General features: G+C 54.4%; 22 protein-coding genes and 1 pseudogene. 11 read left to right on the top strand and 12 right to left on the bottom strand.

Annotated features, from left to right (window positions below):
• Positions 1-3: 3 nt before the first annotated feature.
• From RC74_RS01490 to RC74_RS01475, 4 genes and pseudogenes are all read right to left on the bottom strand, one after another.
• On the bottom strand, positions 4-1,086 hold the full coding sequence (locus tag RC74_RS01490; protein ID WP_039004452.1) for an ABC transporter permease: 1,083 nt from the start codon (positions 1,084-1,086) through the stop codon (positions 4-6).
• 76 nt (positions 1,087-1,162) lie between these two features.
• Positions 1,163-2,514: pseudogene (locus tag RC74_RS01485) on the bottom strand (CmpA/NrtA family ABC transporter substrate-binding protein).
• A 279-nt stretch (positions 2,515-2,793) separates the two neighbouring features.
• Entirely contained in the window at positions 2,794-3,957 is a 1,164-nt protein-coding gene (locus RC74_RS01480; protein ID WP_039004449.1) for an ABC transporter substrate-binding protein, read from the bottom strand.
• Entirely contained in the window at positions 3,954-4,538 is a 585-nt protein-coding gene (locus tag RC74_RS01475; RefSeq protein WP_039004549.1) for an ANTAR domain-containing response regulator, read from the bottom strand. The genes RC74_RS01480 and RC74_RS01475 overlap by 4 nt, the downstream gene beginning before the upstream one ends.
• A 279-nt stretch (positions 4,539-4,817) precedes the next feature.
• Here RC74_RS01475 and RC74_RS01470 point away from each other — a divergent pair, with 279 nt between their 5' ends.
• Positions 4,818-5,195: a BrnA antitoxin family protein gene (locus RC74_RS01470; protein WP_039004448.1), complete on the top strand. Its 378-nt coding sequence runs from the start codon at positions 4,818-4,820 to the stop codon at positions 5,193-5,195.
• A gap of 253 nt (positions 5,196-5,448) precedes the next feature.
• The gene (locus RC74_RS01465; protein WP_218918103.1) at positions 5,449-5,901 is read left to right on the top strand and encodes a class I SAM-dependent methyltransferase; all 453 of its coding nucleotides are present in this window, start codon (positions 5,449-5,451) and stop codon (positions 5,899-5,901) included.
• Here RC74_RS01465 and RC74_RS22020 read toward each other — a convergent pair.
• Together RC74_RS22020 and ettA are read right to left on the bottom strand one after the other, a co-directional pair.
• Positions 5,873-6,166 carry a hypothetical protein gene (locus tag RC74_RS22020; RefSeq protein WP_156477395.1) on the bottom strand — a complete coding sequence of 98 codons (294 nt, stop codon included), beginning with the start codon at positions 6,164-6,166 and terminating at the stop codon, positions 5,873-5,875. The genes RC74_RS01465 and RC74_RS22020 overlap by 29 nt on opposite strands.
• A gap of 148 nt (positions 6,167-6,314) precedes the next feature.
• A complete protein-coding gene (gene ettA / locus RC74_RS01460; protein WP_039004447.1) occupies positions 6,315-7,970 on the bottom strand; it encodes an energy-dependent translational throttle protein EttA in 1,656 nt (551 codons plus the stop codon).
• Between the two features lie 331 nt (positions 7,971-8,301).
• Here ettA and RC74_RS01455 point away from each other — a divergent pair, with 331 nt between their 5' ends.
• The 5 genes from RC74_RS01455 to dacB all read left to right on the top strand — a co-directional run bounded on the left by RC74_RS01455 (position 8,302) and on the right by dacB (position 12,701).
• Positions 8,302-8,661: a hypothetical protein gene (locus RC74_RS01455; RefSeq protein ID WP_052275125.1), complete on the top strand. Its 360-nt coding sequence runs from the start codon at positions 8,302-8,304 to the stop codon at positions 8,659-8,661.
• 199 nt (positions 8,662-8,860) lie between these two features.
• The gene (locus RC74_RS01450) at positions 8,861-9,361 is read left to right on the top strand and encodes a hypothetical protein (protein WP_039004446.1); all 501 of its coding nucleotides are present in this window, start codon (positions 8,861-8,863) and stop codon (positions 9,359-9,361) included.
• Between the two features lie 59 nt (positions 9,362-9,420).
• Positions 9,421-10,452, top strand: coding sequence for an L-glyceraldehyde 3-phosphate reductase (mgrA, locus tag RC74_RS01445; RefSeq protein WP_039004445.1), 1,032 nt, complete (start codon positions 9,421-9,423; stop codon positions 10,450-10,452).
• Between the two features lie 89 nt (positions 10,453-10,541).
• Positions 10,542-11,144, top strand: coding sequence for a nicotinate-nucleotide adenylyltransferase (locus tag RC74_RS01440; protein ID WP_052275124.1), 603 nt, complete (start codon positions 10,542-10,544; stop codon positions 11,142-11,144).
• Positions 11,145-11,210: 66 nt separating this feature from the next.
• On the top strand, positions 11,211-12,701 hold the full coding sequence (dacB, locus tag RC74_RS01435) for a D-alanyl-D-alanine carboxypeptidase/D-alanyl-D-alanine endopeptidase (protein WP_039004444.1): 1,491 nt from the start codon (positions 11,211-11,213) through the stop codon (positions 12,699-12,701).
• Here the strand turns inward: dacB and RC74_RS01430 are convergent.
• Positions 12,698-13,120, bottom strand: a complete 423-nt coding sequence (locus tag RC74_RS01430; protein ID WP_039004443.1) for a tellurite resistance TerB family protein — start codon at positions 13,118-13,120, stop codon at positions 12,698-12,700. The genes dacB and RC74_RS01430 overlap by 4 nt on opposite strands.
• A 116-nt stretch (positions 13,121-13,236) precedes the next feature.
• Between RC74_RS01430 and RC74_RS01425 the strand changes: the two genes are divergently transcribed.
• Together RC74_RS01425 and RC74_RS01420 are read left to right on the top strand one after the other, a co-directional pair.
• Positions 13,237-14,817, top strand: a complete 1,581-nt coding sequence (locus RC74_RS01425; RefSeq protein ID WP_039004442.1) for a lysine--tRNA ligase — start codon at positions 13,237-13,239, stop codon at positions 14,815-14,817.
• A 67-nt stretch (positions 14,818-14,884) separates the two neighbouring features.
• Positions 14,885-15,307 (top strand): DUF4864 domain-containing protein, encoded by a 423-nt coding sequence (locus RC74_RS01420; protein WP_039004441.1) that lies wholly within the window; start codon positions 14,885-14,887, stop codon positions 15,305-15,307.
• 12 nt (positions 15,308-15,319) lie between these two features.
• Here RC74_RS01420 and panB read toward each other — a convergent pair whose 3' ends face one another.
• Entirely contained in the window at positions 15,320-16,129 is an 810-nt protein-coding gene (gene panB, locus RC74_RS01415; protein ID WP_039004440.1) for a 3-methyl-2-oxobutanoate hydroxymethyltransferase, read from the bottom strand.
• Between the two features lie 2 nt (positions 16,130-16,131).
• On the bottom strand, positions 16,132-16,980 hold the full coding sequence (gene panC / locus RC74_RS01410; protein WP_039004439.1) for a pantoate--beta-alanine ligase: 849 nt from the start codon (positions 16,978-16,980) through the stop codon (positions 16,132-16,134).
• A gap of 153 nt (positions 16,981-17,133) precedes the next feature.
• On the opposite strand from panC, the gene RC74_RS01405 reads away from it, so the two are divergent.
• Positions 17,134-18,090 carry a hypothetical protein gene (locus tag RC74_RS01405; protein WP_039004438.1) on the top strand — a complete coding sequence of 319 codons (957 nt, stop codon included), beginning with the start codon at positions 17,134-17,136 and terminating at the stop codon, positions 18,088-18,090.
• Positions 18,091-18,223: 133 nt separating this feature from the next.
• The gene (locus RC74_RS01400; RefSeq protein ID WP_039004437.1) at positions 18,224-20,713 is read left to right on the top strand and encodes a GcvT family protein; all 2,490 of its coding nucleotides are present in this window, start codon (positions 18,224-18,226) and stop codon (positions 20,711-20,713) included.
• On the opposite strand, the gene RC74_RS01395 is transcribed toward RC74_RS01400, so the two are convergent.
• The 3 genes from RC74_RS01395 to RC74_RS01385 form a co-directional block, all read right to left on the bottom strand.
• Positions 20,710-21,045, bottom strand: coding sequence for a carboxymuconolactone decarboxylase family protein (locus tag RC74_RS01395; protein WP_039004436.1), 336 nt, complete (start codon positions 21,043-21,045; stop codon positions 20,710-20,712). The genes RC74_RS01400 and RC74_RS01395 overlap by 4 nt on opposite strands.
• A 129-nt stretch (positions 21,046-21,174) precedes the next feature.
• Positions 21,175-22,248, bottom strand: coding sequence for a BMP family ABC transporter substrate-binding protein (locus tag RC74_RS01390; RefSeq protein ID WP_039004435.1), 1,074 nt, complete (start codon positions 22,246-22,248; stop codon positions 21,175-21,177).
• 21 nt (positions 22,249-22,269) lie between these two features.
• Positions 22,270-23,010: an ion transporter gene (locus RC74_RS01385; RefSeq protein WP_039004434.1), complete on the bottom strand. Its 741-nt coding sequence runs from the start codon at positions 23,008-23,010 to the stop codon at positions 22,270-22,272.

Raw genomic sequence — 23,010 nt, 5'->3', positions numbered from 1 at the left:
CGATCACCTGTTCTCTGAGAAGGTAAAGAGCGATTGGATGGTGAACATCAGACGATCAAGCAAGAAGCCGATGATGCCGATGGTCAGGACCGCAACCATGATTTTTGCGAGTGAATTTGAGGAACCGTTCTGGAACTCATCCCAGACGAATTTGCCAAGGCCGGGGTTCTGGGCCAGCATTTCCGCCGCGATCAAAACCATCCAGCCGACGCCGAGCGACAAACGCAATCCGGTGAAAATCAGGGGCAGGGCCGAAGGAAGAACGAGTTTGGTGATCTTGGTGTAAGTCGAAAGCTTGAGGACTTTGCTCACCGAAATCAGGTCTTTGTCGATGCTCGCGACGCCAAGGCTGGTGTTGATGAGGGTGGGCCAGAGCGAGCATAGCGTCACCGTGATCGCAGAGGTGAGAAAGGATTTCGAGAACAGACCGTCGTTCGTAGCGTATGTGGCCGAAATGATGATTGTCACGATGGGGAGCCAAGCGAGCGGCGATACGGGCTTGAAAATCTGGATGAGGGGGTTGATCGCTGCGTTCACGATCGGCGAGAGACCCGCAGCAATTCCGAGGGGGATTGCAATCGCCGAGGCGATGAGAAAGCCAAAGAAGACGGTTTGAATGGAGGTCCAGATTTGGGCGTAATAGGTTGGTTTGCCAGTATAGGCGCGGGTTTTGACTTGGTCTGCCTTGCTTTCTGCAATGAGTTTTTCGTTGCGCACCGCTAAGCGTTCATAGAATTTTTTCTCTTTTTGGCCTTCGCGAATGGCGTCCGCGTGCAGCACTTTGGCTTGCTCCCATACCTGTGCTGGGCCGGGGACGGCGCCAAGGGAAGTTTCAACTTTTGGAGCCAGCGCGCCCCATGCGGCCAAAAACAACAGAATCGACAAGAGGGGGACCCCTAAAAGCAACCAGATCTGCTTCATTTGTGCTCGTGGATTGTCTCCTGCGAAGGCTTTCAGAATGGGGGTCATCCACGCAAGGCCCAGCACCGAGAACCATGCGTCGGCTTTGTTGATACGTGTGAAAAGGCGCGCGCGTTTGGCTTCTTTTTCGATATTTGCGGCGAATTCGGGCTCGACTGTGGTCATCTGACCGTCTCCAATCTGGCGTATAGTTTCAAGTGAAGAAACCCAGCCCCCTTTAGGGGAGCTGGGGGAGGTATTTTTAGTTTGTGATGCCGCTGCGCTGAACGGTTTGCTCGCCTTTGAGGCCGATGATCAGGCTATCGATATAGGCGTTTGGTGTGCGCCCGTCATAGACAACGCCATCGATGATATCGCCTTCGGGCGTCTCGACGCGGTAGCCATCGGTATCCCAAGGAAAGTCAGCTTCGGCTGCAAGACCCTCTTCGATCAGGAGTTTTGCTGCGGCGAGGTAAATCTCAGGTTTATAGATGCTTTTTGCTGTTTCATCGTACCAAGCATCGGATTTGCTTTCAGGTATTTGGCCCCAACGGCGCATTTGGGTCAGGTACCAAACCGCGTCAGAATAGTAGGGGTAGGTCGCGAAGTAGCGGAAGAAAACGTTGAAGTCAGGGACTTCGCGCACGTCGCCTTTTTCGTACTCAAATGTGCCCGTCATAGAGGCGGCGATCACGTCGTAATCAGCGCCGACATAATCAGAACGCGACAGGATTTCCACGGCTTCTGGACGGTTGGCGTTGTCGTTCGCGTCAAGCCACATTGCGGCGCGGATCAGGGCTTTGGTCATTGCTAGGGTTGTGTTTGGGTTTTCGTCTGCGAACTCAGCCGTGATACCAAAGACTTTCTCTGGGTTGTTTTTCCAGATTTCATAGTCGGTCACAACAGGGACGCCGATGCCTTTAAAGACCGCCGCTTGGTTCCAAGGTTCGCCCACGCAATATCCATGGATTGTACCCGCTTCGAGGGTCGCGGGCATCTGTGGCGGGGGGTGACGGAGAGTAGAACATCGGCCGCAATTTGGCCGGAAACGTCGTTTGGTGAGTAATATCCCGGCTCAATCCCACCCGCCGCCAGCCAGTAGCGCAACTCATAGTTATGAGTAGACACAGGAAAAACCATGCCCATTTTGAAAGGCTCGCCAGCGTTCGTGAACTCATCCACGACGGGCTTTAATGAAGAGGCAGAAATGGGGTGAACGGGCTTGCCGGCCTCATCCATTGGCACGTGCGGCAACATCCGTTCCCAGATATCGTTGGAAACGGTGATGCCGTTACCGTTCAAATCCATCGAGAAAGGTGTGATAATATGGGCTTTTGTGCCATATCCAATTGTTGCAGCAATGGGTTGACCCGCAAGCATATGAGCGCCGTCGAGTTGGCCATCGATCACGCGATCAAGTAGAACTTTCCAGTTTGCTTGCGGTTCCAGCGTGACATAGAGGCCTTCGTCTTCAAAATATCCAAGCTCATAGGCCACAGCCAACGGGGCCATGTCCGTGAGTTTGATGAAGCCGATTGTGAGCTCGTCTTTTTCGAGGTCCAGCATTTCAGCCCACGAGGGGGATGAGAGAGCAAAACTCGTCGCCACGGCCATGCTAAGTGCATATTTCATCGAATAATTCCTTATATTTTACGCCCCCAATGGATCGTTGAAGAAAGGGGCAAGAACGAAAAAAGCCGCACGATTCAAGAGACACGGGAGGACATGTCAGAAGAATCGAGCGGCTTTGCTCATGTCGTCCATCGCTGGACGGTATTGACTAAGCGGCGTTGCTCAGCGTTGGATTATTTATACGGGGGGTGCTGCGGTGCGGCGAGGCTTTGTGGCTGAATTTTCCGTCAAATTCTGCGACTGCATAATAAATGGGCGCAATTAGGCGGTGAGGTCGAAAATTTCGCCATCAAAGAATGCATCTGGCCCCAGAATCATCTCTCCACGGGTTGAGGCAACGAGCGTTGGAGCAGCAAGGGAGCCCTCCAGTTTTTCAGAGGCTGCGGGCATGTCCACCCCCAGGCCTTCAAGGTTGTGGCGGTATAAATCTGTGCGAAAACAGTTGCGCGCAACCGAACGAGCATGAACGGGGTCAAGACTGTACCGCTTTGCTAATCGCGTCGCGATCCATGCGGCTTGGCTGCGCCACGGGAAATTTGCGGCGGTTCCGTGGAACTGTTGGAACTGTGGAACGTATTGGGGTTGAGCGTTGCGCGTCGGGGCAATTTTTCCCGTCAATGCGCGGTCAATCAGGTGTTCGGGGAGGTCTAGGTATTCTGCGCGTGCGAGGAGGTCGGCGGCGACCATACGGTTGGACGGGTCTTCGAGCCAGCAGGCGGCTTGATAGGTAGCGCGCATCAGGGATTTGGTTTCTTCGGGGTGGTTTTGTGTCCAGTCGTGGCGGGTTGCGAGGACTTTTTCGGGGGCGAAGTTCCAGATGGCGGAGCCGGGGAGGATGAGTTCTGCAACACCTTGCTCTACCGCGAGGGACCCCCATGGTTCGCCCACACAAAAGGCGTCGATTTCGTCGTTGGCGATAGCGTCGGGCATGCGGGGGGGCGGGACGACTTTGATGTCGAGGGCGCTCTCTGGAAGGCCGAGGGCGCTAAGCCAATGATGCAAGAGCTCGACATGCATAGCGAAGGGAAAAGGGATGCCCACCCGCAAGGTTTTTCCCGCGGATTTGATCAGGTGAAGGCCCGTTTCGCGCGGGGTTTGGAAAGTCCCAGTCCAGCCATTGCCGCGCATCTTTTGCGCCAGTTTCGGCGCAACCCCGATGTTATTGCCATTGACCGAAAGAACCATCAAAACATCAAGCTTTACTGGGAGATTTCCCAGATTTAGGGAGGTGGCGATGGGCGTGGGCGAGAGCATTTGTGCCGCATCAACTTGGCCGAGGGCGAGACCGTCGCGTAGGGAGGACCAGCTGGGATGCTTCACCAGATTGAGCTTGAGGGAATTGGCGCGGGCGAAGCCGAGTTCGTGGGCGACGATGAGGGGGGCGGAGTCAACGAGGGGGACGAAGGCGCAGGAGAGGGGGGTCATTTGAGCAGCTCGCTGGCGGTGACGAGGGCGTGGGCGATGTCGGCGGTTTTGCGGCCTTGGTTCATCGCGGTTTTGCGCAGGAGGGCGTAGGCTTCTTCTTCGGAAATGCCCTTGGCGGCGATCAGGAGTCCCTTGGCGCGGTCGATGGTTTTGCGTTCGGCCAGCGCGGCCTTGGCGGCATCGCGTTCGTTGCGGATTTGGGAGACCATATTGAAGCGGGCGATGGCGGCGTCGAGGATGGGTTTGATGCGATTTTTTGTAAGCCCGTCAACGACATAGGCGGAAAGGCCCGCGTCGATTGCGGCTTTGGTTAGCTCGGGGTCGGAGCGGTCTACGAACATGGCGACGGGGCGTTTGTTGGCCCCTGAGGAGAGGGAGAGGCTTTCGAGGGTGTCGCGGCTGGGATTGGCGATGTCAACGAGGACGACGTGGGGGTCTAGCTCGCTAAGGCGTTGATTTAGCGAAGTTTCATTGCCTAGGACGGTGATGGTGAAATCGCCCGCATCGCAGAGTCCGTCGACGATCATGCGGGCACGCTCGGGATCGGATTCTAGGATGGTTATGCGCAATTTTTGGGCCATATCATGGTGTAGACGCGGCGCGCACGGAGGGACAGATGGGGCGAGATATGGGCGCGGGGGATTGCGGGCTTGTGGGCGAAAATCGGGCAAAAAGGGGCTTGTTGCATGATTTTTGGGCGCCATCTTAACGCGGTGTGGCAACGGCAAAAGGCGGGGCGTTATCCGCATATGTTTTACATATGATTTCCATAGGGGCGGGATGTGCGGCCGCAGGTTTGCGCGGGCGTTAACGATTTGGTGGGAGGATGGGGCCATATTTTACACAGAATGGAGGCCGCGATGGTCACGCCACACAACAAAAATACTCGGGATAGGATTGAGCCTGCGTCGGATCGACGGGCGACGAAGGAACAGCATCGGCATGTGCGGATGGCGAAGAATACGCTGGCGCGGGTGAGTACGGCGGTGCGGGCGGCGGAACTGCGGACGGAATTTATCCCTGAGGATTGGGAGGAGATTTCAGAGGCGTTTGGCTTCACGCCGCGCAATACGCGGGTGACGCTTTTGCTGGAGGAGCCTGTGCTGAAATATTACCGCGCGTATGGGGCGGGGTATCAGAAGGTGATGAATGATGTACTGGCGCTGTTTGCGGAGTTGCGGCTGAGCAAGGTGATCGAGGCGCGGGAAGATCGGGATGAGGAGGGGCGGGCGGTTTGAGGGGGCGAGGCAAGAGGCCGGTTCACGATTCACAAGTTGGTTGTTACTTTCTGCTTGATCGGTAGAGTGCGCTCAAATTAGGGAAAACGAAATGAAATCGCAGCTTCTAACTTCACCACAGCCAACGACTAAACGAATTGCGGACTTGAATGGACCCGATTTTTACCCGACTCCGTCGTGGGCAACCCATGTTCTCCTAGATAGTGAGAAATTCAGTGGTAACGTCTGGGAATGTGCCTGCGGAGATGGCGAAATGTCTGATGCCATTGCATCGCATGGGTACAACGTAGAAAGCTCGGACTTATTTGATCGAGGCTATGGCGACGCTGGGGTAGATTTTCTGAAATCTGATAAAACGGCCGATAATATAATTACTAACCCCCCATTCCATAGCGCGGAAGAATTTGTTGCTGCGGCTAGAGAAAAAGCAACAAAAAAGTATGCTTTTTTGTTGCGGTTGGCCTTCCTTGAAAGTGCAAATAGACAGAAAACAATCTTTTTGGATAACCCGCCCAGCAAAATTTGGGTTTTTAGCGAGCGTATCACTTTTTATCCACGAGGAGCTGTCAGGAAAGGGAGCGGGACCACCGCGTATGCTTGGTTTGTTTGGGACCAAGAGAACGATGGTCCAACAGAATTGAGCTGGCTGCCAACAGGTTACAAGTCAGGCTCTAAATCTAAACCGAGCTCCGGCCTTCTTCTGTAATTGTCCAGCTTTCACCGTCTTCATTGTAGATTGCTAGGCCTTGGTTTTGTAAACCCAGAGTGTCATTCCGGTGTGACACAAGGTTTCTCACTTTTTGCGAAAAGTATGTGTCAGAACGTCCGTCGAGTATTTCAGCATCTTGGTCGACGGGATTCATTGAATCTGTTAAGCGGCTAATAAGTTGAGTGGTCGTTAGTGTTCCGGTATTTGATCTCGCAAGTTCAGCAACTGCTGCAAGTCTAATTTGTTTTTCTGTAATAGGCATAATAATTTCTCTAATGAAATATTTTTTGTGCACTCAAGAGGTAGTGCATTGTAAATATAAATCAATATCTTATTAAACTCTAGCGGAGTGCGCACGCAGGTTTGCAAGCAAACCCACTGCCGCGCACCCGTTCGGAATTGCGGAGCAATTACCGAACGAACTTCTTATGTTTCATCCGTGTAGGCTCCAAAGCATTCGCGCCGAGACGACGTTTTTTGTCTTCCTCATAGTCCTCAAAGTTGCCTTCGAACCATTCCACGTGGGCGTCGCCTTCGAATGCTAGAATATGCGTACAGATGCGGTCGAGGAAGAAGCGGTCGTGGGAGATGACGACGGCGCAGCCTGCGAAATCGACGAGGGCGTCCTCAAGCGCGCGGAGGGTTTCGACGTCGAGGTCGTTGGTTGGCTCATCGAGGAGGAGGACGTTGCCGCCTTCTTTTAGGAGGCGCGCCATGTGGACGCGGTTGCGTTCGCCGCCCGACAACATGCCGAGTTTTTTCTGTTGATCGCCGCCTTTGAAGTTGAAGGAGGAGCAGTAGGCGCGGGCGTTAACTTCGGCGTCACCGAGTTTGATGATTTCGCCGCCGTCGCCGATGGCCTCAAACACGGTGGCGTTTGAATCAAGGTCGTCGCGGTTTTGGTCGACGTAGGAGAGTTTGACGGTATCGCCGAATTCGACGGTGCCCTCGTCGGGGGTTTCTTGGCCCGTGAACATGCGGAACAGGGTGGTTTTACCCGCGCCGTTGGGGCCGATCACGCCGACGATACCACCGGGGGGCAGGGCGAAGGTGAGGTCTTCAACGAGGAGTTTGTCGCCCATGGCCTTTTTGAGGCCTTCGACTTCGATCACTTTGGTGCCAAGGCGGGGGCCGTTGGGGATGATGATCTGGGCTTTGCCGACTTTTTCACGCTCGGATTGGTTGGCGAGATCATTGTAGGAATTGATCCGCGCTTTGGATTTGGCTTGGCGGGCTTTTGGCGATTGACGCATCCATTCGAGTTCGCGTTCGAGGGTTTGTTGCTTGGATTTGTCTTCTTTGGCTTCTTTCTCAAGACGTTTGGCTTTTTGCTCAAGCCATGCGGAGTAGTTGCCCTCGTAGGGGATGCCTGCGCCGCGGTCGAGTTCCAAGATCCAACCCGTGATGTCGTCGAGGAAATAACGGTCGTGGGTGACGCAGAGGATGGTGCCTTTGTAGTCGATCAGGTGTTGTTGGAGCCATGCGATGGTTTCGGCGTCGAGGTGGTTGGTTGGCTCATCGAGAAGCAGCATATCGGGGGCTTCGAGGAGGAGTTTGCACAGGGCGACGCGGCGTTTTTCACCACCAGAGAGGGTAGAGACGTCGGCGTCATCGGGGGGGCAGCGCAGGGCTTCCATGGAGACGTCGATTTGGGCGTCGAGATCCCAGAGGTTTTGGCTGTCGATTTCATCCTGAAGGGCGGCCATTTCGTCGGCGGTTTCTTCGGAGTAGTTCATCGCGAGTTCGTTGTAGCGATCAAGGATGGCTTTTTTCTCGGCCACACCGAGCATCACGTTGCCGCGTACATCGAGGGTTTCGTCAAGAGTTGGTTCTTGGGGGAGGTAGCCGACGCGGGCGCCTTCGGCGAGCCATGCTTCGCCAACGAAATCCTTGTCCATGCCCGCCATGATGCGCATGAGGGTCGATTTACCCGAACCGTTGGAGCCAACGACACCGATTTTGACACCGGGAAGGAAGTTTAGACGGATGTTTTCAAAACACTTTTTACCACCGGGGTAGGTTTTGGAGACTCCATCCATGAAGTAGACATATTGATAAGCGGCCATGAGGGTTCTCCGTAGTGAAAAAGGGTTGGCTTTTCGTATAGTTTGTGGGGGTTGAGGGCAAGGGGGCAAGGGGGCAAAGGGTTTGCGGGGCGTGGGAGAAAAAAGTTTGATCAGCTGCGGGTCGGGGAGTGGGGTCGCGGTGTGGCGGCCTATTGCTGCCAATGGGCGCGTATTAAAGGAAAATTATTACGTCCGTTTTTAAAATTATATCCGTAGCTGCACTCGTTTCAATGAGTGTAACCGGTGCCTTTGTTCAAAAAATCGTTTTGAAGGAGTTGTCTCCGTTGCGGGGTGGAATATTTGGAAAGTTCTCGAAGCTAAAACCTGTTTTATGGAACGCAAGGATGACTTGAATAACGTTGTGCAAATGGGGCGGACGACTGACAATTTATTTGACTATGTCGGGGTGTTCACCCAAACAGAAATTGGTCTTAAAAACGGCGAAATTCAAGAGATTCAAATCGTCGTCGGCGACCATTCTTATAAAAGTAAATCCAAAAGCGTTCGTGGGAAATTAAGCAACGGTTACATGGGGCGCTATTTCTTGTATGACAACGAACAACTCGCAGAAGATATTGCACAACAATATGTTATGTCTGTTTTTTCGGGAACGTCTTACGCGCTAGAGATCAATCTGGATGGGACGATGAGGGGCATGGAAGCCGCACGTAAGTGCATGGCGAGCTTCTAGAATCCGCGCGTTTGAGAAAATGGTGGCCCTTCTGTATGTGGGGCCATTTTTATGTCGGAGGGGCGGTGCCCCGCGCCACTATTTGCTCTACTATCTGGCGAGCATTCCCTTTTGGCTCTAGACTTCAACCACTGATACCCACTACGAATTTCTCTGACCCAGCATTGTTTTGGGGTGCATTCTTAAAAAGGAATAAAAAATGATCTCATTGAAAAATCTCGCAATGGCCGCGGCGGTGACATTGACTGCGACACAAGCTTATGCCGCGGATGAATTCGCCTTTTATGAAACGGTCGAGGGGTGGAATATCTTTGAAGATATCGAAAAACTCTCCTGCTTTATTGAAAAAGCGGATTCAGACGGAAATGTGGTCCAAATGGGCCTAACTGAGGACCGCGCAGTTGGATACCTCGGCGTTTTCACCACCCAAGAAACCCACATCGTAGCGGGCGAAACAAGTGAGATTGGCATCTTGATTGGTGACAATATTTACCTTGGTGAAAGCACGGGGATGCGCGGAAATATCACCGACGGATATTCGGGTGGATACATCCTTTCGGACGACCCGCAATTCGTGACAGACCTCATGCAGCAGTATGAAATGACTGTGTTTCCAGAGTCGGAATTTGCCTTTACGATCAATCTCGACGGCACGTTAAAAGCCATCGAAGCGGCGAAAACCTGTAACGCCAGCCTGTAATAAATCATGCCTTAGGGGGGTAATCCCCTCCTAAGGCTACTCAAGTAAAGGATATTTCCATGGGATATACCCCCGCCGAAAACCGCTATGAAAAGATGCAATACCGCCGCTGTGGAAAATCCGGACTAAAACTGCCAGCGCTGTCGCTTGGCCTGTGGCACAATTTTGGCGGCGACACGCCGCATGAGACCAAGCGCGCCATCCTGCAAACGGCGTTTGACAACGGTATCACCCACTTTGATTTGGCGAATAATTACGGCCCCCCTCCCGGCTCGGCAGAGACCGCGTTTGGCGAAATTATGCGCGAAGATTTCGCGGGATATCGCGACGAGATGATCATTTCGAGCAAGGCGGGGTATCTGATGTGGCCCGGCCCTTACGGCGAATTCGGCAGCCGCAAATATCTGGTGTCGTCCTGTGATCAGAGCCTCAAGCGGATGGGACTTGATTACGTCGATATCTTCTATTCACACCGTTTTGATCCCGAAACACCGCTCGAAGAAACTATGGGCGCACTGGATTATATCGTGCGGTCAGGGCGCGCGCTTTATGCAGGGATTTCGTCGTATAACTCGGAAAAAACCCGCGAAGCCGTGGCGATTTTGAACGATCTGGGTACGCCCTGTGTGATCCACCAACCCTCGTATAATATGTTCAATCGCTGGGTTGAGACCGATGGTTTGAAGGATACATTGCAGGAATTGGGCGTCGGATCGATCGCGTTTACGCCGCTGGCGCAGGGAATGTTAACCAAGAAATATATTGGCGGTATTCCAGAAGGCAGTCGCGCGACACAGGGCAAATCTCTTTTGCCAAGTCACTTGAATGAAAAGACTTTTGCGAGCATCAAATCGCTCAATGAAATGGCCGAAGGTCGTGGGCAAACGCTGGCGCAAATGGCGATTGCATGGGTTCTGCGCGGGGGCGGCATCACGACGGCGCTCATCGGCGCGAGCAAGCCGAGCCAAGTGATTGATTGCGTCGGGGCGGTTGAAAATCTCGACTTTACCGATGCGGAATTGGTGGAAATCGACCGTCTTTCGGGCGAAGCCAATATCAACCTTTGGGCCAAGTCGTCATCGACCGATTAGGCGCTATTTGAGATGTGTTCACATCGGTCGCAAGGCAGCTTGCGGCCGTTTTTTGTTTGAGTTTCGGTGGTTTAAGGGTAGAGACTCCTATGCGGTATGACATTCCCTCTGCGCGCGCTGGTGCAAAAATCGGATTGCTGGGAGGGTCGTTTGATCCGCCCCACGCGGGGCATGTGCATATTTCACGCGCGGCGTTAAAGCGGTTTGGACTGGATGAAGTTTGGTGGTTGGTGTCGCCGGGAAATCCGTTGAAATCCACCGGACCCGCCCCGATTTCGCGGCGGATGGCGGCGGCAAATGCGATGATTACGCACCCGCGGATCAAGGTGACGGATTTTGAGGCCCAAGCGGGCACTCGCTATACTGCGGCGACGCTGAAGGTGTTGTTCGCGGAATATCCTAAGGTGAATTTTACATGGCTTATGGGGGCGGATAACCTCGCGGAATTCCACCTTTGGGGGCAATGGGACTGGATCATGAAAAACGTACGCGTGGGGGTTTTGGCGCGTCCGAGAGATCGGTTGCGGGCCCTGTGCAGCCCGACTGCGCGACGGTTTCGCACCGCGCGTTTGCCGGAAAGCGAGAGGATGTTGCTTGCGAAGGCGCAGCCCCCTGCGTGGTGTTATGTGAATTTGCCGATGGTGGATATTTCGTCGACGCAACTGCGCGCCAACGGTGGTTGGAAACGCTAGCGCGCCATTGGCGATTACTGTATTCAAGCGCTTGTTTCACCGCCAATCTGAGGGTTATATGATTTTATGAGTCAGCATTTTTCAAGACGATTTATCCTCGCCGGATTGATGAGCGGCAGCGCGGTCCTTGCACAGGCCGGCGCGCCAGAAACGTCGCTATTTCCACCTGTAAAACCCAAAAATTTCGCGAAATCCGTCGCTAACCCGACCGAGCGGATTGTTGCTGGCGCGGGTTTTAGCGGCGACGTCGGATTTGTGGTGGCGGATGCGACGACGGGCGAGATTTTAGAAAGCCGCAACGCAGGTTTGGCGATGCCGCCTGCTTCGGTGGCGAAGGCGATCACGGCGCTTTATGCGCTGCAGGCGCTGGGTTTGGGGTATGAATTTAGCACACGATTGGTGGCCACGGGACCGATTTCCAACGGCATTTTGAACGGCGATTTGGTGCTTTTGGGGGGTGGCGACCCGACCTTGAACACGGATGCCTTGGCGGTGCTAGCGCAGGGGTTGAAAAACGCAGGGGTTCGAGAGGTGACAGGGGGTTTTCTCGTGCATTCGGCGGTCCTGCCCTATGTGCGCTCGATTGATAAAGAGCAGCCCGATCACCTTGGGTATAACCCCGCGGTTTCGGGGCTGAATCTGAATTTCAACCGCGTGCATTTTGAGTGGAAACGGGCCAATTCGGGCTATTCCGTCGCGATGGACGCCCGTAGCGACAAATACCGTCCCGAGGTTCATATGGCCAAAATGGTGGTCAAAAAACGCGCGACACCGATTTATACCTATGCGGACGGTAAAGACAGTGAGCAATGGACGGTGGCGAGTGGCGCGCTTGGGGACGGGGGGAGCCGTTGGCTTCCAGTGCGCAAACCCGAGCTGTATGCGGCGGATGTTTTTAGTACGATGGCGCGTTCGCAAGGTATCAAGTTGAGTAAGGAGCGCGCGACTGCCAGCATACCCAAAGGGACCGTGATCGCACAGGTGCAAAGCGGCGAATTGGGCACCATCGTGCGCGATATGTTGAAATATTCAACCAACCTCACGGCGGAAGTCATTGGCCTTTCGGCGACCCGCGGGCGCGGAATCGATCCGCGCAACCTTGCGACCTCCGGCGCGAAAATGTCGAGCTGGGCGGGGCAGGTTTTGGGGATGAAAACGGCGAAATTTGTCGACCACTCAGGCTTGAGCGGCGATTCAAGAGTTCCCGCGAGCGAGATGGTCTCGGCCCTTGTTGCGGCCAAACCCAATGGCGCATTGCACGGATTGATGAAAAATATCGTCCTGAAGAGTCCCGACGGAAAAGCGCTGAGTAGTGCCCCAGCGACTGTGCGCGCTAAAACCGGAACCCTTAACTTTGTCAGTGCTTTAGCAGGATATATCACCCTGCCTAATGGACGGGTTTTAGCCTTTGCGATTTTCACAGCAGACCTTAAAAAGCGGACCCAGATCGACAAAAGCGAACGTGAACGGCCCGCTGGAGGCCGCGCATGGGCGCAGAACTCCCGTAAAATGCAACAGGAATTACTGCAGGGTTGGGCGCGAACCTACGCCAGTTAAAGCGTGGTGTGGCGCGCGCGGCTTCCGCGCTCAATGGCGGCAGCATGCAGGCGATCAAGATCAAGCTCGTAGCGCATTTCTTCTAGAATGCGCAGTTCTTGATCGGTGAGTTTTCCGTCCGAGGCAGCAACATCGCAAGCGAGCGCATAAGCGGTTTCAAACAGTTTTTCGTCCAAGCTTTCGCGGATCAAACCAAACAGCGCGTCGAGGCCGTCTTCTTCGGTAAAGAGGTCAAGCACGGTTTTAGAGATGCCCGCCATACGGTCTTGGTCAAAATCCGCAAAAACGGGCAGGTGATTCACAATCCGTTGGATGGTTACAAGTTCGGATGTGCGGATGTTTTCATCGCTTGCAGAAACAGCAATCATCATTGCGACAAGGGCGTCCTGATGACTCCAAGAGTGGGTAAAATCGTTCATGTGAGATCTCCGATCTACGTGTTTTCGTGTGTAGAATATTGACGCGGCAGGTGGGGCGCAATAGGAGACAGGGTGGATGAGGCATTGGGCCTCATATTAACGAGACGAGTGTTGAAATGTCTGATCTGCGCGAAACTGCGATGAGTTCGAAAGCCTGGCCCTTTGAAGAAGCGCGTCGGGTTTTGAAACGCTATTCCAAGCAGCCGCCCGAGAAGGGATATGTGTTGTTCCAAACCGGCTATGGCCCGTCGGGATTGCCGCATATCGGGACCTTTGGCGAGGTTGCGCGCACAACAATGGTGCGCCGTGCGTTTGAACAGATCAGTGATATTCCAACCAAACTTTTGTGTTTCTCGGACGATATGGACGGCTTTCGCAAGGTGCCGACCAATGTTCCGATGCAGGAAGAATTGAAGCAAGACTTGAATTTGCCGCTGACAAAAGTGCGCGATCCGTTTGGCACGCACGCCGGTTTTGCCCAGCATAATAACGCCCGCCTGTGTGATTTCCTTGATAGCTTCGGGTTTGAGTATGAGTTTGCCAGCTCGACCGAGTATTATACTTCGGGTCGGTTTGATGAAGCTCTGCTTCAGGCCTGCCGGGTCTATGACAAGATCATGGCGATCATGTTGCCAACCCTTGGTGCGGACCGTCAGGCGACCTATTCGCCGTTCTTGCCGATCTCGCCGTTGACGGGGCATGTTTTGCAAGTTCCGATGGTGGAAGTGAACGCCGAGAAGGGCACTGTGACCTATGATGAGCCCACTGGCGAGCGCATTGAATTGGCGGTAACTGGCGGCAATGTGAAGATGCAATGGAAGCCCGATTGGGCGATGCGTTGGGCGGCCCTTGGCGTTGATTATGAGATGTCGGGCAAAGATTTGATTGATTCGGTGACGCAGGCGACGAAAATTTGCCGCGCGTTGGGGGCACAACCGCCCGAATGTTTGACCTATGAGTTGTTTAATGACGAGTTGGGCCAGAAGATTTCCAAGTCCAAAGGCAATGGGTTGTCTATGGAAGAGTGGCTGAAATATGCGGCACCGGAATCGTTGCAATACTTCATGTATTTGAAGCCGAAATCGGCCAAACGGTTGCATTTTGATGTGATCCCTAAGGCGGTAGATGAATACCACCAGCAGTTGCGGGCCTACGGCGATCAGGACGAAAAAGCGCGCCTGTCGAACCCCGTTTACCACATGCATGGGCATAATGTTCCAGCGTCGGATATGTTGGTTCCGTTTGCGATGTTGCTCAATTTGGCGTCGGTTTCGGCGGCCGAAGACAAGGCACAAATGTGGGGCTTTATTCAGCGCTATGCGCCAGATGCTACTCCTGAAAACAACCCCGCGATGGATGCTGCTGCCGGATTTGCGGTGCGGTATTACAACGACTTTGTGAAACCAGCCAAGACCTATCGTTTGGCCGAGGGCACGGAAATTGCGGCGTTTGCGGATCTTGCGGCGCGGTTGAAGACCTGGGAGGGCGGCGCAGATGCGGATGCGCTTCAGACTTTGGTGTTTTCGGTGGGCAAAGAGCACGGGTTTGAACAATTGCGTGACTGGTTCAAGGCGCTTTACGAAGTGTTGCTGGGCGCGAGCCAAGGGCCACGGTTTGGCGGCTTTATTGCCCTGTTCGGTTTGGACGAAAGCATCACGCTGATTGAGGACGGCTTGGCGGGGAAACTCGCCACGTAACGAAATCGTGACTTGGCGCGAGGTCTGTAAAGGCGCATCCTCTGGGTGTGTCTTTACAGGTGAAATCATGCGTTTTCTAAAGATATTGGCGATTGTCGCTGTTATGAACCCTCTTGTGGCGCAGGCCCAAGTTGGGGATCAAGCGCGTGCTTATGGTGCCTTGGAACGCACCGTTTTGGGGCAGATGGAAGCGTTTCGCGACGGCGACCTGACGGCTGCATTCGAGTTTGCATCGGATGATATTCAGCGTTATTTTGGCAGTCCAGAAGTGTTTGGCATGATGGTTGCGCGCGGGTTTTCCATGGTTGTGGACCCCGAGGATGTGACGTTCCTTGATAACCGGCCCGAAGGCCGATCCGTTTGGCAGAAGGTGCTCGTGAAGTCCAAGTCGGGCGAAAGTTTTGTGCTGGACTACGAATTGGTGCCAGACAGCGAAGGCTGGAAAATTAACGCTGTGTTACCTGTTCCAGCCTCCGGATTATCTGCCTAGGCTTCCCACATATTAACGATAGATTTCATCCTCACTTGGGAAGGCACGGGATTTGACATCTGTGGCATATTCCTCGACTGCTTTTTCAATCATTTCGCCCAAATTGCCGTAAACCTTGACAAACTTTGGGGTCCAAGGCGAGAGACCGAGCATGTCTTCGAGCACGAGGATTTGCCCGTCACATTCCGCAGATGCGCCAATTCCGATGGTGGGAATGGGGATTTGCTTGGTGATTTTGGCCGCCAAAGGCTCGACCATCCCCTCAAGCACAACCGCGAAGGCGCCCGCGTCGGAAACGGCTTGGGCGTCGGCCTCGTGGGCGGCCCATGTGTCCTCATCGCGGCCTTGGGTTTTGAAGCCGCCCATGACGTGGCTGGATTGGGGAGTGAGGCCGATGTGGGCCATCACGGGAATGCCGCGTTCGGTGAGGAAGCGGATGGTTTCGGCCATGCGCGCTCCGCCCTCAAGCTTGACCGCGCCGCACTGTGTTTCTTTCATAATTTTGGCAGCATTTCGAAAGGCCACACTTGGGCTTTCCTCGTAGGAGCCAAAGGGCATATCAACCACCACGAGCGCTTTCTGCGTGCCTTTTACCACGGCGCGACCGTGCATAATCATCAGGTCAAGCGGCACGCCGACCGTACTTTCCATTCCGTGCATCACCATCCCCAAACTGTCGCCAACAAGGATGAAATCGGCGTGTTTGTCGACGATGGCCGCCGTGTGGGCGTGGTAGGATGTGAGGGAGACAATCGGGTCGCCGCCTTTGCGCGCGGCGATTTGGGGGACAGTTGTACGACGGGTCTTGACTTGTTTAGACATGGCTACCTCGGGGTTGCAACACGTTGATCAATAAGGAGAATGTCACCAAATTGGACGGAAATCATGATGGCGGTTGGATCTGTGATAGGCCCGCTAATTGGGGCAAGAGTTTCATCATCGACGATATCGAGCCCCTCAAGCGTGCCTCGCAGCTGGGTTGCGATTGTGGCACGGATGCTCTTGGCGAGGTCCGAAACCGTGGTTCCAGACTGCACCGCTTTTTCGGTCACATCAAGCGCTTGGGACAGAATGACGGCGGCGGCGCGGTCAGCAGGCGTTAGGCGGGTGTTGCGCGATGACATGGCCAGACCGTCTGCCTCGCGGATTGTGGGGACGGGCAGGATTTTGATCGGTATGTGCAAGTCGCGCACCATTTTGCGGATGACTTGCAGTTGTTGGTAATCCTTCTCGCCAAAGGCGGCAACATCGGGACCGACGATGTTGAAAAGCTTAGTAACGACGGTGGCGACGCCGCGATAATGCCCCGGACGCACAAGGCCGTGCAGCATATTGGCAAGTACTGTGGTCTCGACGATGGTTTCGGCCCCTTCTGGGTAAATATCGTCAACCTGCGGCATGAACACTGCCGCGACGCCCGCTGCCTTGAGAAGGGCGAGATCGGCGTCTTCGGTGCGGGGATATTTGGCAAGATCGGCGGCGTCGCCGAATTGGGTTGGATTGACGAAAATTGTTGCAATCACGTTGTCCGCGTGGCGGGCAACAGCCTTGACGAGGGCGATATGTCCTGCGTGCAGCGCGCCCATGGTGGGAACGAGACCGACGGTTTTTCCCTCCGCGCGCAGAGACGCCACATACGCGCGGATTTTCGGGATTGATCGACAAATTTCCATTGGTGCCCCCGTTTCTCTTGGTTGGCGGAACCATAGCTTTCACGCTGCAACGCGGCAAGTCGCTTGCGCTGAAAACACGAATATTCCCCCGCGCGGCCACAATTTGCCCAAGTTGGGAGGGCATTTGTGGAGGGTGTTTTACCGGAGTCCGTCATGCAGCGCGCCTTTCTAGTTGTTTTTGCCTTTATTGCCCTTTCGATGACGTTTGGGTTTGATTTTTTCCAACGCCAGCAGATTGCGAAGGCGACAGGGGAAACCTATGGGGTGTCGGAGTACTTCGCCTCTGCGAAGGCGCGGTATGCAGCGTTCAAAAATGACCCGATAACCTATGATATTGATGACTACGCCCCCAATCCCGCGGATTGGGAAAAACGCGTGTGGACAGTAGGCGATGGCGACCTGTTCTTTGGTCCGCAAAAGCCCCTGACGGCGGATCAACTTGCGCAGTTAGAGGCGGTAAAAGAGGTAGACAATAATCCGTTTGTGAAGCTTATGCAGGCGGATCTTGAGCGCGGATTAAAAAAAGGCACTTGGGTTTATGAGAAGGGTGACTCGATGATCGCGCTTGAGTTGCGGTTCATTCCCGCGCGCCTTCAGACCATGGTTGGCGGCGAACAGTTGAATATGATGCAGGACATGATGCAGATGACTGAAATCAAGAGCGATTTTGCCCGTGTGGGGGGCGTGTTGTTTCAGGAAACCACGCGGACGCATGAGGCCTTTAGCCGAGAATTAACGGGACATATTGGCCGGCAGATTGATATTGTTTTGCGGGTAATTGGGCCGAGTTCCGATATTTTAACCTTGATGGCGGACATCAATTTTGACGGGTTGAACGGGATGGTAGAAACCCCCATCGAGGGCGTTGGCAATATGCAAGAGATTGCGTTTTTGGCGATGGACAAGGAGCAGGAAGCGGCAGAAAATCCGAGTGTTTACGCCGCAATGGCCCTGAAAATTCAGGCGATGCTTGCCGCGCGAGTCGTCGAGCAAGTCGAAACGGAGCAGGACGTGGTCGCGCCCACTACCGAGAAGCCAAAAGTACGCCGTTTGGGGTCAGGAAGCTGCAGCGGGAGCTCCTTTAAGCGGTGTGTTGCCCGCACAAATTGAGCCGTTTTGAGTGGAAAAGTAACCTGAAGCCGACCTTTCAGAAACGGGGGTCGGTTTTTGCATTTATTGCGTCGGAAGAAGGGCGTAAAATCCGCAAGGATAGGCCAATGTGGCGGTCAAAGGAGTGCGCGTTATGAAAACCCATGTAAAAGCTTTGGTTGTTGGCGGCGGAGTCGTTGGAACCTCGATTGCCTATCATTTGGCGCGCGCCGGATGGGACGACGTGATGTTGCTCGAACGCGACGAATTGACCAGTGGGTCGACGTGGCATGCGGCGGGGCTTTTGCCGTATTTCAACATGTCGTTTGCCACGACCCATATCCATGATTACTCGATCAAGTTCTATAAAACACTGGAGGAAGAGACCGGATTAAACGCCGGATTTTCCGTTGTGGGGAACTTGCGCATGGCACAGTCAAAGGCGCGTATGGATGAGTATATGCTCTATGCATCGACGGCGGAAACCTGTGGTGTGCCCTATGAATGGATGACGCCTGCGCAGGTTAAAAATCGCTGGCCATTGGTGCGGACCGACGACCTTGAGGGGGCGATTTTTCACCCGACGGACGGTTATATTAACCCCGCTGATGTGACCATGGCGATGGCCAAGGGCGCACGGCAGCGGGGCGTTTCGATTGAGCGTCGTTGGCAGGTCGACGGGTATCGTTGGACCGGGTCCGAGTGGATCGTGACCTGTACGAAAATGGTTGAGCGGGGCGGAAATTTGGTGCCCTCAGAGGAACAGATTGAAATTACCACCGAGCATGTTGTGACGGCGACGGGGAACCATGCGCAGCGCACCGCGCGTCTGTTGGGGATAAAAATTCCGGCGATTCCGGTGGAGCATCAATTCATTGTGACCGAGCCCGATGCGGCGCTTGTGGAATACCGTAAAACCCACGGCGAGCATCCTGTTTTGCGCGATGCGGATGCCAAATGGTATGTGCGCGAGGAGCGGGGCGGCTGGATTTTGGGGCCCTATGAAGAGGGGGCTCCGGCGCGGTTTGAATATGGCGTTCCGGACAGTTTCCGCGCTGATCTGTTCCCGCTGGATTTGGAACGGATTGAGGAAGAATACCTGAGCATGATCCACCGCATTCCGTCCTCGGAAACGGTGGGGTTGAAGGATGATTTCAACGGGCCGATTTGTTATACACCCGACGGAAATCCGTTGATTGGGCCCGCGCCAGGACTGCGCAATATGTGGCTGGCGGAAGGGTTCAGTTTTGGCATTACGGCGGCTGGCGGGGCGGGTAAATACCTCGCGGACTTGATGGTGAAGGGCGAGGCCGAGATCGATATGGCGAGCCTTGATCCCAAACGATTTGGCAATTGGATGACGACCGAATATGCGGCGCGTAGGAACGAAGAGGCCTATGACCATGTTTATGTGTTGCACCATCCCGATGAGGAGCGCCCAGCAGCGCGGCCCTTGCGGACCAGTCCCGCCTATGATCGGCAAAAGGCGGCGGGTGCGCAATTCGGACATGTGAATGGATGGGAGCGGCCAAACTACTTTGCGCCGCTTGGATTTAACGATCACGACGCGCGCAGTTTCCGGCGTGGGGGCTGGTGGCAATATGCGGTTGATGAGGCCAAGGCCATGCGCGAAGGCGTTGGAATGATTGACGCTTCTGCCTTTACCAAACACGTGGTGAAGGGCGCGGGGGCGACGGCGTTTCTGGATTGGTTTACCTGTAATAAGTTGCCACGGGTTGGACGGATCAACCTGACTTATGCGCTGACCAGCCATGGCACTGTGCGGACGGAATATACCATCGTGCGGGAGGCCGAGGATGTATATCACCTGATTTCGGCGGGGGCGTGGACCTCCTATGACAGCGATTATTTGCGCAAAGCTGTGCAAGATAAGGAAGCCGAGTTTGGCCGCATTGAGGTTCAAAACACGACCACGCAGACGGGGGTTTTTGCCCTTGCGGGGCCGCGTTCGCGGGACTTGCTCAAGAAGCTGGTGAATGACGCCGACCCTGAGGCGTTCTTTATAAACAAGAACTTCCCGTGGCTTTCGGCCAAGCCGATTGAACTCAAAATGTGCCCTGTGATGGCGATCCGTGTGGCCTATACGGGCGAACTTGGGTGGGAGTTGCATCACCCGATTGAGATGCAGAATTACCTCTATGATTTGCTTATGGCGGCGGGCGAAGAATTTGGCCTCAAGCTGGTGGGCGCACGGGCGCAGAACTGGCTTCGGCAGGAGAAATCCTATCGCGCGTTCGGGACGGAATTGGGCCGTGATGCCACGCCGCAAGAAGCGGGGTTAGATCGGTTTATTGATCTGGAGAAGGATTTTTGCGGCAAGGATGCGATGCTCAAAACCGGTATTCGCAGCCAATGTGTGACGCTGTTGATTGAGGGACCCGACGACGCTGATCCGTGGGGGCGCGAAGTGCTCTATGCGGGGGATGTGCGGGTTGGGCGGCTGACGTCTGGTGGCTATTCGGTGGCCTTTGGGAAAAGCATCGGCATGGGGTATGTAAAACCCGAACATGCCGAGGTTGGCACCAAACTGAAGGTCAAAATGTTTGATCAATTGTGGGACGCCGAGATTGTCGAAGACAGCCCCTACGACCCCACAAATGCGACGATCCGCCAGAACGGTTAGGCGGTCATTTGATCCCAGCAGTCCAAGGCTTTGGACGCATACATCAGGGACGGGCCGCCGCCCATTTGCAACGCCATGCCAAGCACATCCGCGACTTCTTCGCGGGTGGCGCCGCATTTGATGAGGGCCTCGATGTGAAAGCCGATGCAGGGCTCGCAACGTTCCGCGACGGAAATGCCAAGGGCAACAAACTCTAGTGTTTTAACGTCGACGTGTTGGCTTGATTTCGCGGCCTTTGTGAGGGTGCTAAAGCCAGCAGAGGTTTCCGGAACAGCGACGTTAAAGCTGCGGATATTCCGCTTCATCCCGCCCATGAAATCTTTCCAGTCCATACGAATTCCTTTTGCTGATGTTTCTGGTTTTAAACATGAGAAAGTGTAGCGACATTTTGATCCAGAACAAGACAAACGCAAAAAGCCCGAGGTTTCCCCCGGGCTTTTTCTCATCCGATTGAGCCGGATTTAGTTAGGAAGTTCTGCATCAATGCCTTCGACATAGAAGTTCATGCTTGCAAGATCGCCATCGTTGGCAGTTTCGCCTTCAGCGAGCCAAGGGGTGCCGTCCTGTTTGTTCAAAGGTCCTGTGAACGCGTGGTAGGAGCCATCCGCAAGCGCGTCTTTGAGGGCATTGGCTTCGTCTTGGACTGGTGCCGGAAGTACGTCAGTGAAGTCACCGATTTCTACCATGCCAGAGCCGATGCCACCCCAAGTATCCGCTTGCTCCCAAGTGCCGTCGATAACCGCCTGTGTGCGCTCAATATAGTAGGGCGCCCAGTTGTCGATGATGGAAGAAACGCGTGGCGACGGGGCGTATTGGCCCATGTCAGACGCTTGACCGAATGCGATAACGCCTTCGGTTTCGGCGGCTTTTGCCATTGGGGCGGTGGAGTCTGTGTGCTGCATGATCACGTCAACACCTTGCTCGATGAGCGCGGCGGCGGCGTCTGCTTCTTTTGCAGGATCAAACCAAGAGAAAACCCAAACGACTTTCATTTCGACTTCTGGATTTACTTTTTTAGCGTGGATATAGGCGGAGTTAATACCGCGAATAACTTCAGGAATCGGGAAAGACGCGATATAGCCGATCTTGTTGGATTTGGTCATGCGACCCGCAATGGTTCCGATGACAGCGCGACCTTCGTAGAAACGTGCGCCATAGGTGGAAACGTTTGGGTGCGCGCGGGTATAACCTGTTGCGTGCTCAAACTTGATATCCGGGAACTTGGCCGCAACATTGTTTGTTTGGTCCATGTAACCAAAGGATGTCGTGAAGATCAGGTCGTGACCGGACAGCGCCATTTGCGTTAGAACGCGTTCGGCGTCGGGGCCTTCTGCAACGCTTTCAACGAAGGTTGTTTCGACTTGGTCGCCAAAGTGCGCAACGACTTCTTTGCGCGCTTGTTCGTGCTCATATGTCCAGCCGCCATCACCTGGCGTGCCGACGTAGATAAAGCCAACCTTCGTGGTGTCGGCCATGGATGGTAAAGCAACGCCGAGCGCGAGCGCCGCAGTTGCGAGTGTTTTCATTAGTTTCATTTAGGTACTCCCCTAGTGGACTTAAGTTTTTGGTTTCTTCTTCGACGGGTGCCGTGGGCGGACATTTGTTTCCGCTTCGAGCAAGGCCGTGGTGACAATCGCGGCTGGAACCGCAACAACACCTAGACCGATAAACAGTATAAAACTGGTAAAGACTCGACCCCCAAGCGTTATGGGAACCATATCGCCGTATCCCACCGTGGTAAAGGAGGCGATGGCCCACCAGAAGCTATGCGGGATAGAGGAGAAAACATCAGGTTGGGCCTCGTTTTCAAAGACATAGATTCCCACGGCGCTGACGTAGAGCATGATGACGGCCAAGACCACAAACAGCAGCAATTCGTCGCGGACTTCGTCAAGAGCATGGGCCAAACGATCAAGCGCACGAGAGCTGCGAAACAGTTTTAACAGGCGCAGAGCACGCAACAGTCTAAAGCTGCGCAAGACCGCCCATTCGGGTTTCACTACCGAGAGAATGGGCAAGCAGGACAACAGATCAATGATCCCCCAAAAGCTGATCGCATAGCGCAGTGGGTTGGGCGAACAAATGAGGCGCGTCAGGTATTCCAAAGTGAAAACCACCAGCACGAACCACTCGACGATACCGAGCACCTGGTAGAGGGCTGGCGAGAGACCAGGCATGGTTTCCAACGCAATTGTCGCAGCAGAAACACCGATCACCACGTTCAGAAACCACGCAACCGAAGTTCCGAACGCAGGGTCCGTTCCGTCAAGGATATGGATAATTGTCGCGCGGGTCAT

It is taken from the genome of Falsihalocynthiibacter arcticus, from assembly GCF_000812665.2.
GTDB classification, from domain to species: Bacteria; Pseudomonadota; Alphaproteobacteria; order Rhodobacterales; family Rhodobacteraceae; genus Falsihalocynthiibacter; species Falsihalocynthiibacter arcticus.
The sequence above is the reverse complement of the archived record's forward strand: the minus strand, read 5'-3'. Positions and strand labels throughout refer to the sequence as shown.

Bases quoted from the DNA above. Each gene is read 5' to 3' on its own strand.
- RC74_RS01390 (WP_039004435.1), bottom strand. From the start codon at position 22,248: ATGAAACTAATGAAAACACTCGCAACTGCGGCGCTCGCGCTCGGCGTT.
- RC74_RS01455 (WP_052275125.1), top strand. From the start codon at position 8,302: ATGGAACGCAAGGATGACTTGAATAACGTTGTGCAAATGGGGCGGACG.
- ettA (WP_039004447.1), bottom strand. From the start codon at position 7,970: ATGGCCGCTTATCAATATGTCTACTTCATGGATGGAGTCTCCAAAACC.
- RC74_RS01405 (WP_039004438.1), top strand. From the start codon at position 17,134: ATGCAGCGCGCCTTTCTAGTTGTTTTTGCCTTTATTGCCCTTTCGATG.
- RC74_RS01470 (WP_039004448.1), top strand. From the start codon at position 4,818: ATGGTCACGCCACACAACAAAAATACTCGGGATAGGATTGAGCCTGCG.
- RC74_RS01385 (WP_039004434.1), bottom strand. From the start codon at position 23,010: ATGACCCGCGCGACAATTATCCATATCCTTGACGGAACGGACCCTGCG.
- RC74_RS01420 (WP_039004441.1), top strand. From the start codon at position 14,885: ATGCGTTTTCTAAAGATATTGGCGATTGTCGCTGTTATGAACCCTCTT.
- RC74_RS01490 (WP_039004452.1), bottom strand. From the start codon at position 1,086: ATGACCACAGTCGAGCCCGAATTCGCCGCAAATATCGAAAAAGAAGCC.
- RC74_RS01430 (WP_039004443.1), bottom strand. From the start codon at position 13,120: ATGAACGATTTTACCCACTCTTGGAGTCATCAGGACGCCCTTGTCGCA.
- RC74_RS01400 (WP_039004437.1), top strand. From the start codon at position 18,224: ATGAAAACCCATGTAAAAGCTTTGGTTGTTGGCGGCGGAGTCGTTGGA.
- RC74_RS01395 (WP_039004436.1), bottom strand. From the start codon at position 21,045: ATGGACTGGAAAGATTTCATGGGCGGGATGAAGCGGAATATCCGCAGC.
- RC74_RS01425 (WP_039004442.1), top strand. From the start codon at position 13,237: ATGTCTGATCTGCGCGAAACTGCGATGAGTTCGAAAGCCTGGCCCTTT.
- panB (WP_039004440.1), bottom strand. From the start codon at position 16,129: ATGTCTAAACAAGTCAAGACCCGTCGTACAACTGTCCCCCAAATCGCC.
- panC (WP_039004439.1), bottom strand. From the start codon at position 16,980: ATGGAAATTTGTCGATCAATCCCGAAAATCCGCGCGTATGTGGCGTCT.
- RC74_RS01450 (WP_039004446.1), top strand. From the start codon at position 8,861: ATGATCTCATTGAAAAATCTCGCAATGGCCGCGGCGGTGACATTGACT.
- RC74_RS01475 (WP_039004549.1), bottom strand. From the start codon at position 4,538: ATGGCCCAAAAATTGCGCATAACCATCCTAGAATCCGATCCCGAGCGT.
- mgrA (WP_039004445.1), top strand. From the start codon at position 9,421: ATGGGATATACCCCCGCCGAAAACCGCTATGAAAAGATGCAATACCGC.
- RC74_RS01465 (WP_218918103.1), top strand. From the start codon at position 5,449: ATGTCTGATGCCATTGCATCGCATGGGTACAACGTAGAAAGCTCGGAC.
- dacB (WP_039004444.1), top strand. From the start codon at position 11,211: ATGAGTCAGCATTTTTCAAGACGATTTATCCTCGCCGGATTGATGAGC.
- RC74_RS22020 (WP_156477395.1), bottom strand. From the start codon at position 6,166: ATGCCTATTACAGAAAAACAAATTAGACTTGCAGCAGTTGCTGAACTT.
- RC74_RS01440 (WP_052275124.1), top strand. From the start codon at position 10,542: ATGCGGTATGACATTCCCTCTGCGCGCGCTGGTGCAAAAATCGGATTG.
- RC74_RS01480 (WP_039004449.1), bottom strand. From the start codon at position 3,957: ATGACCCCCCTCTCCTGCGCCTTCGTCCCCCTCGTTGACTCCGCCCCC.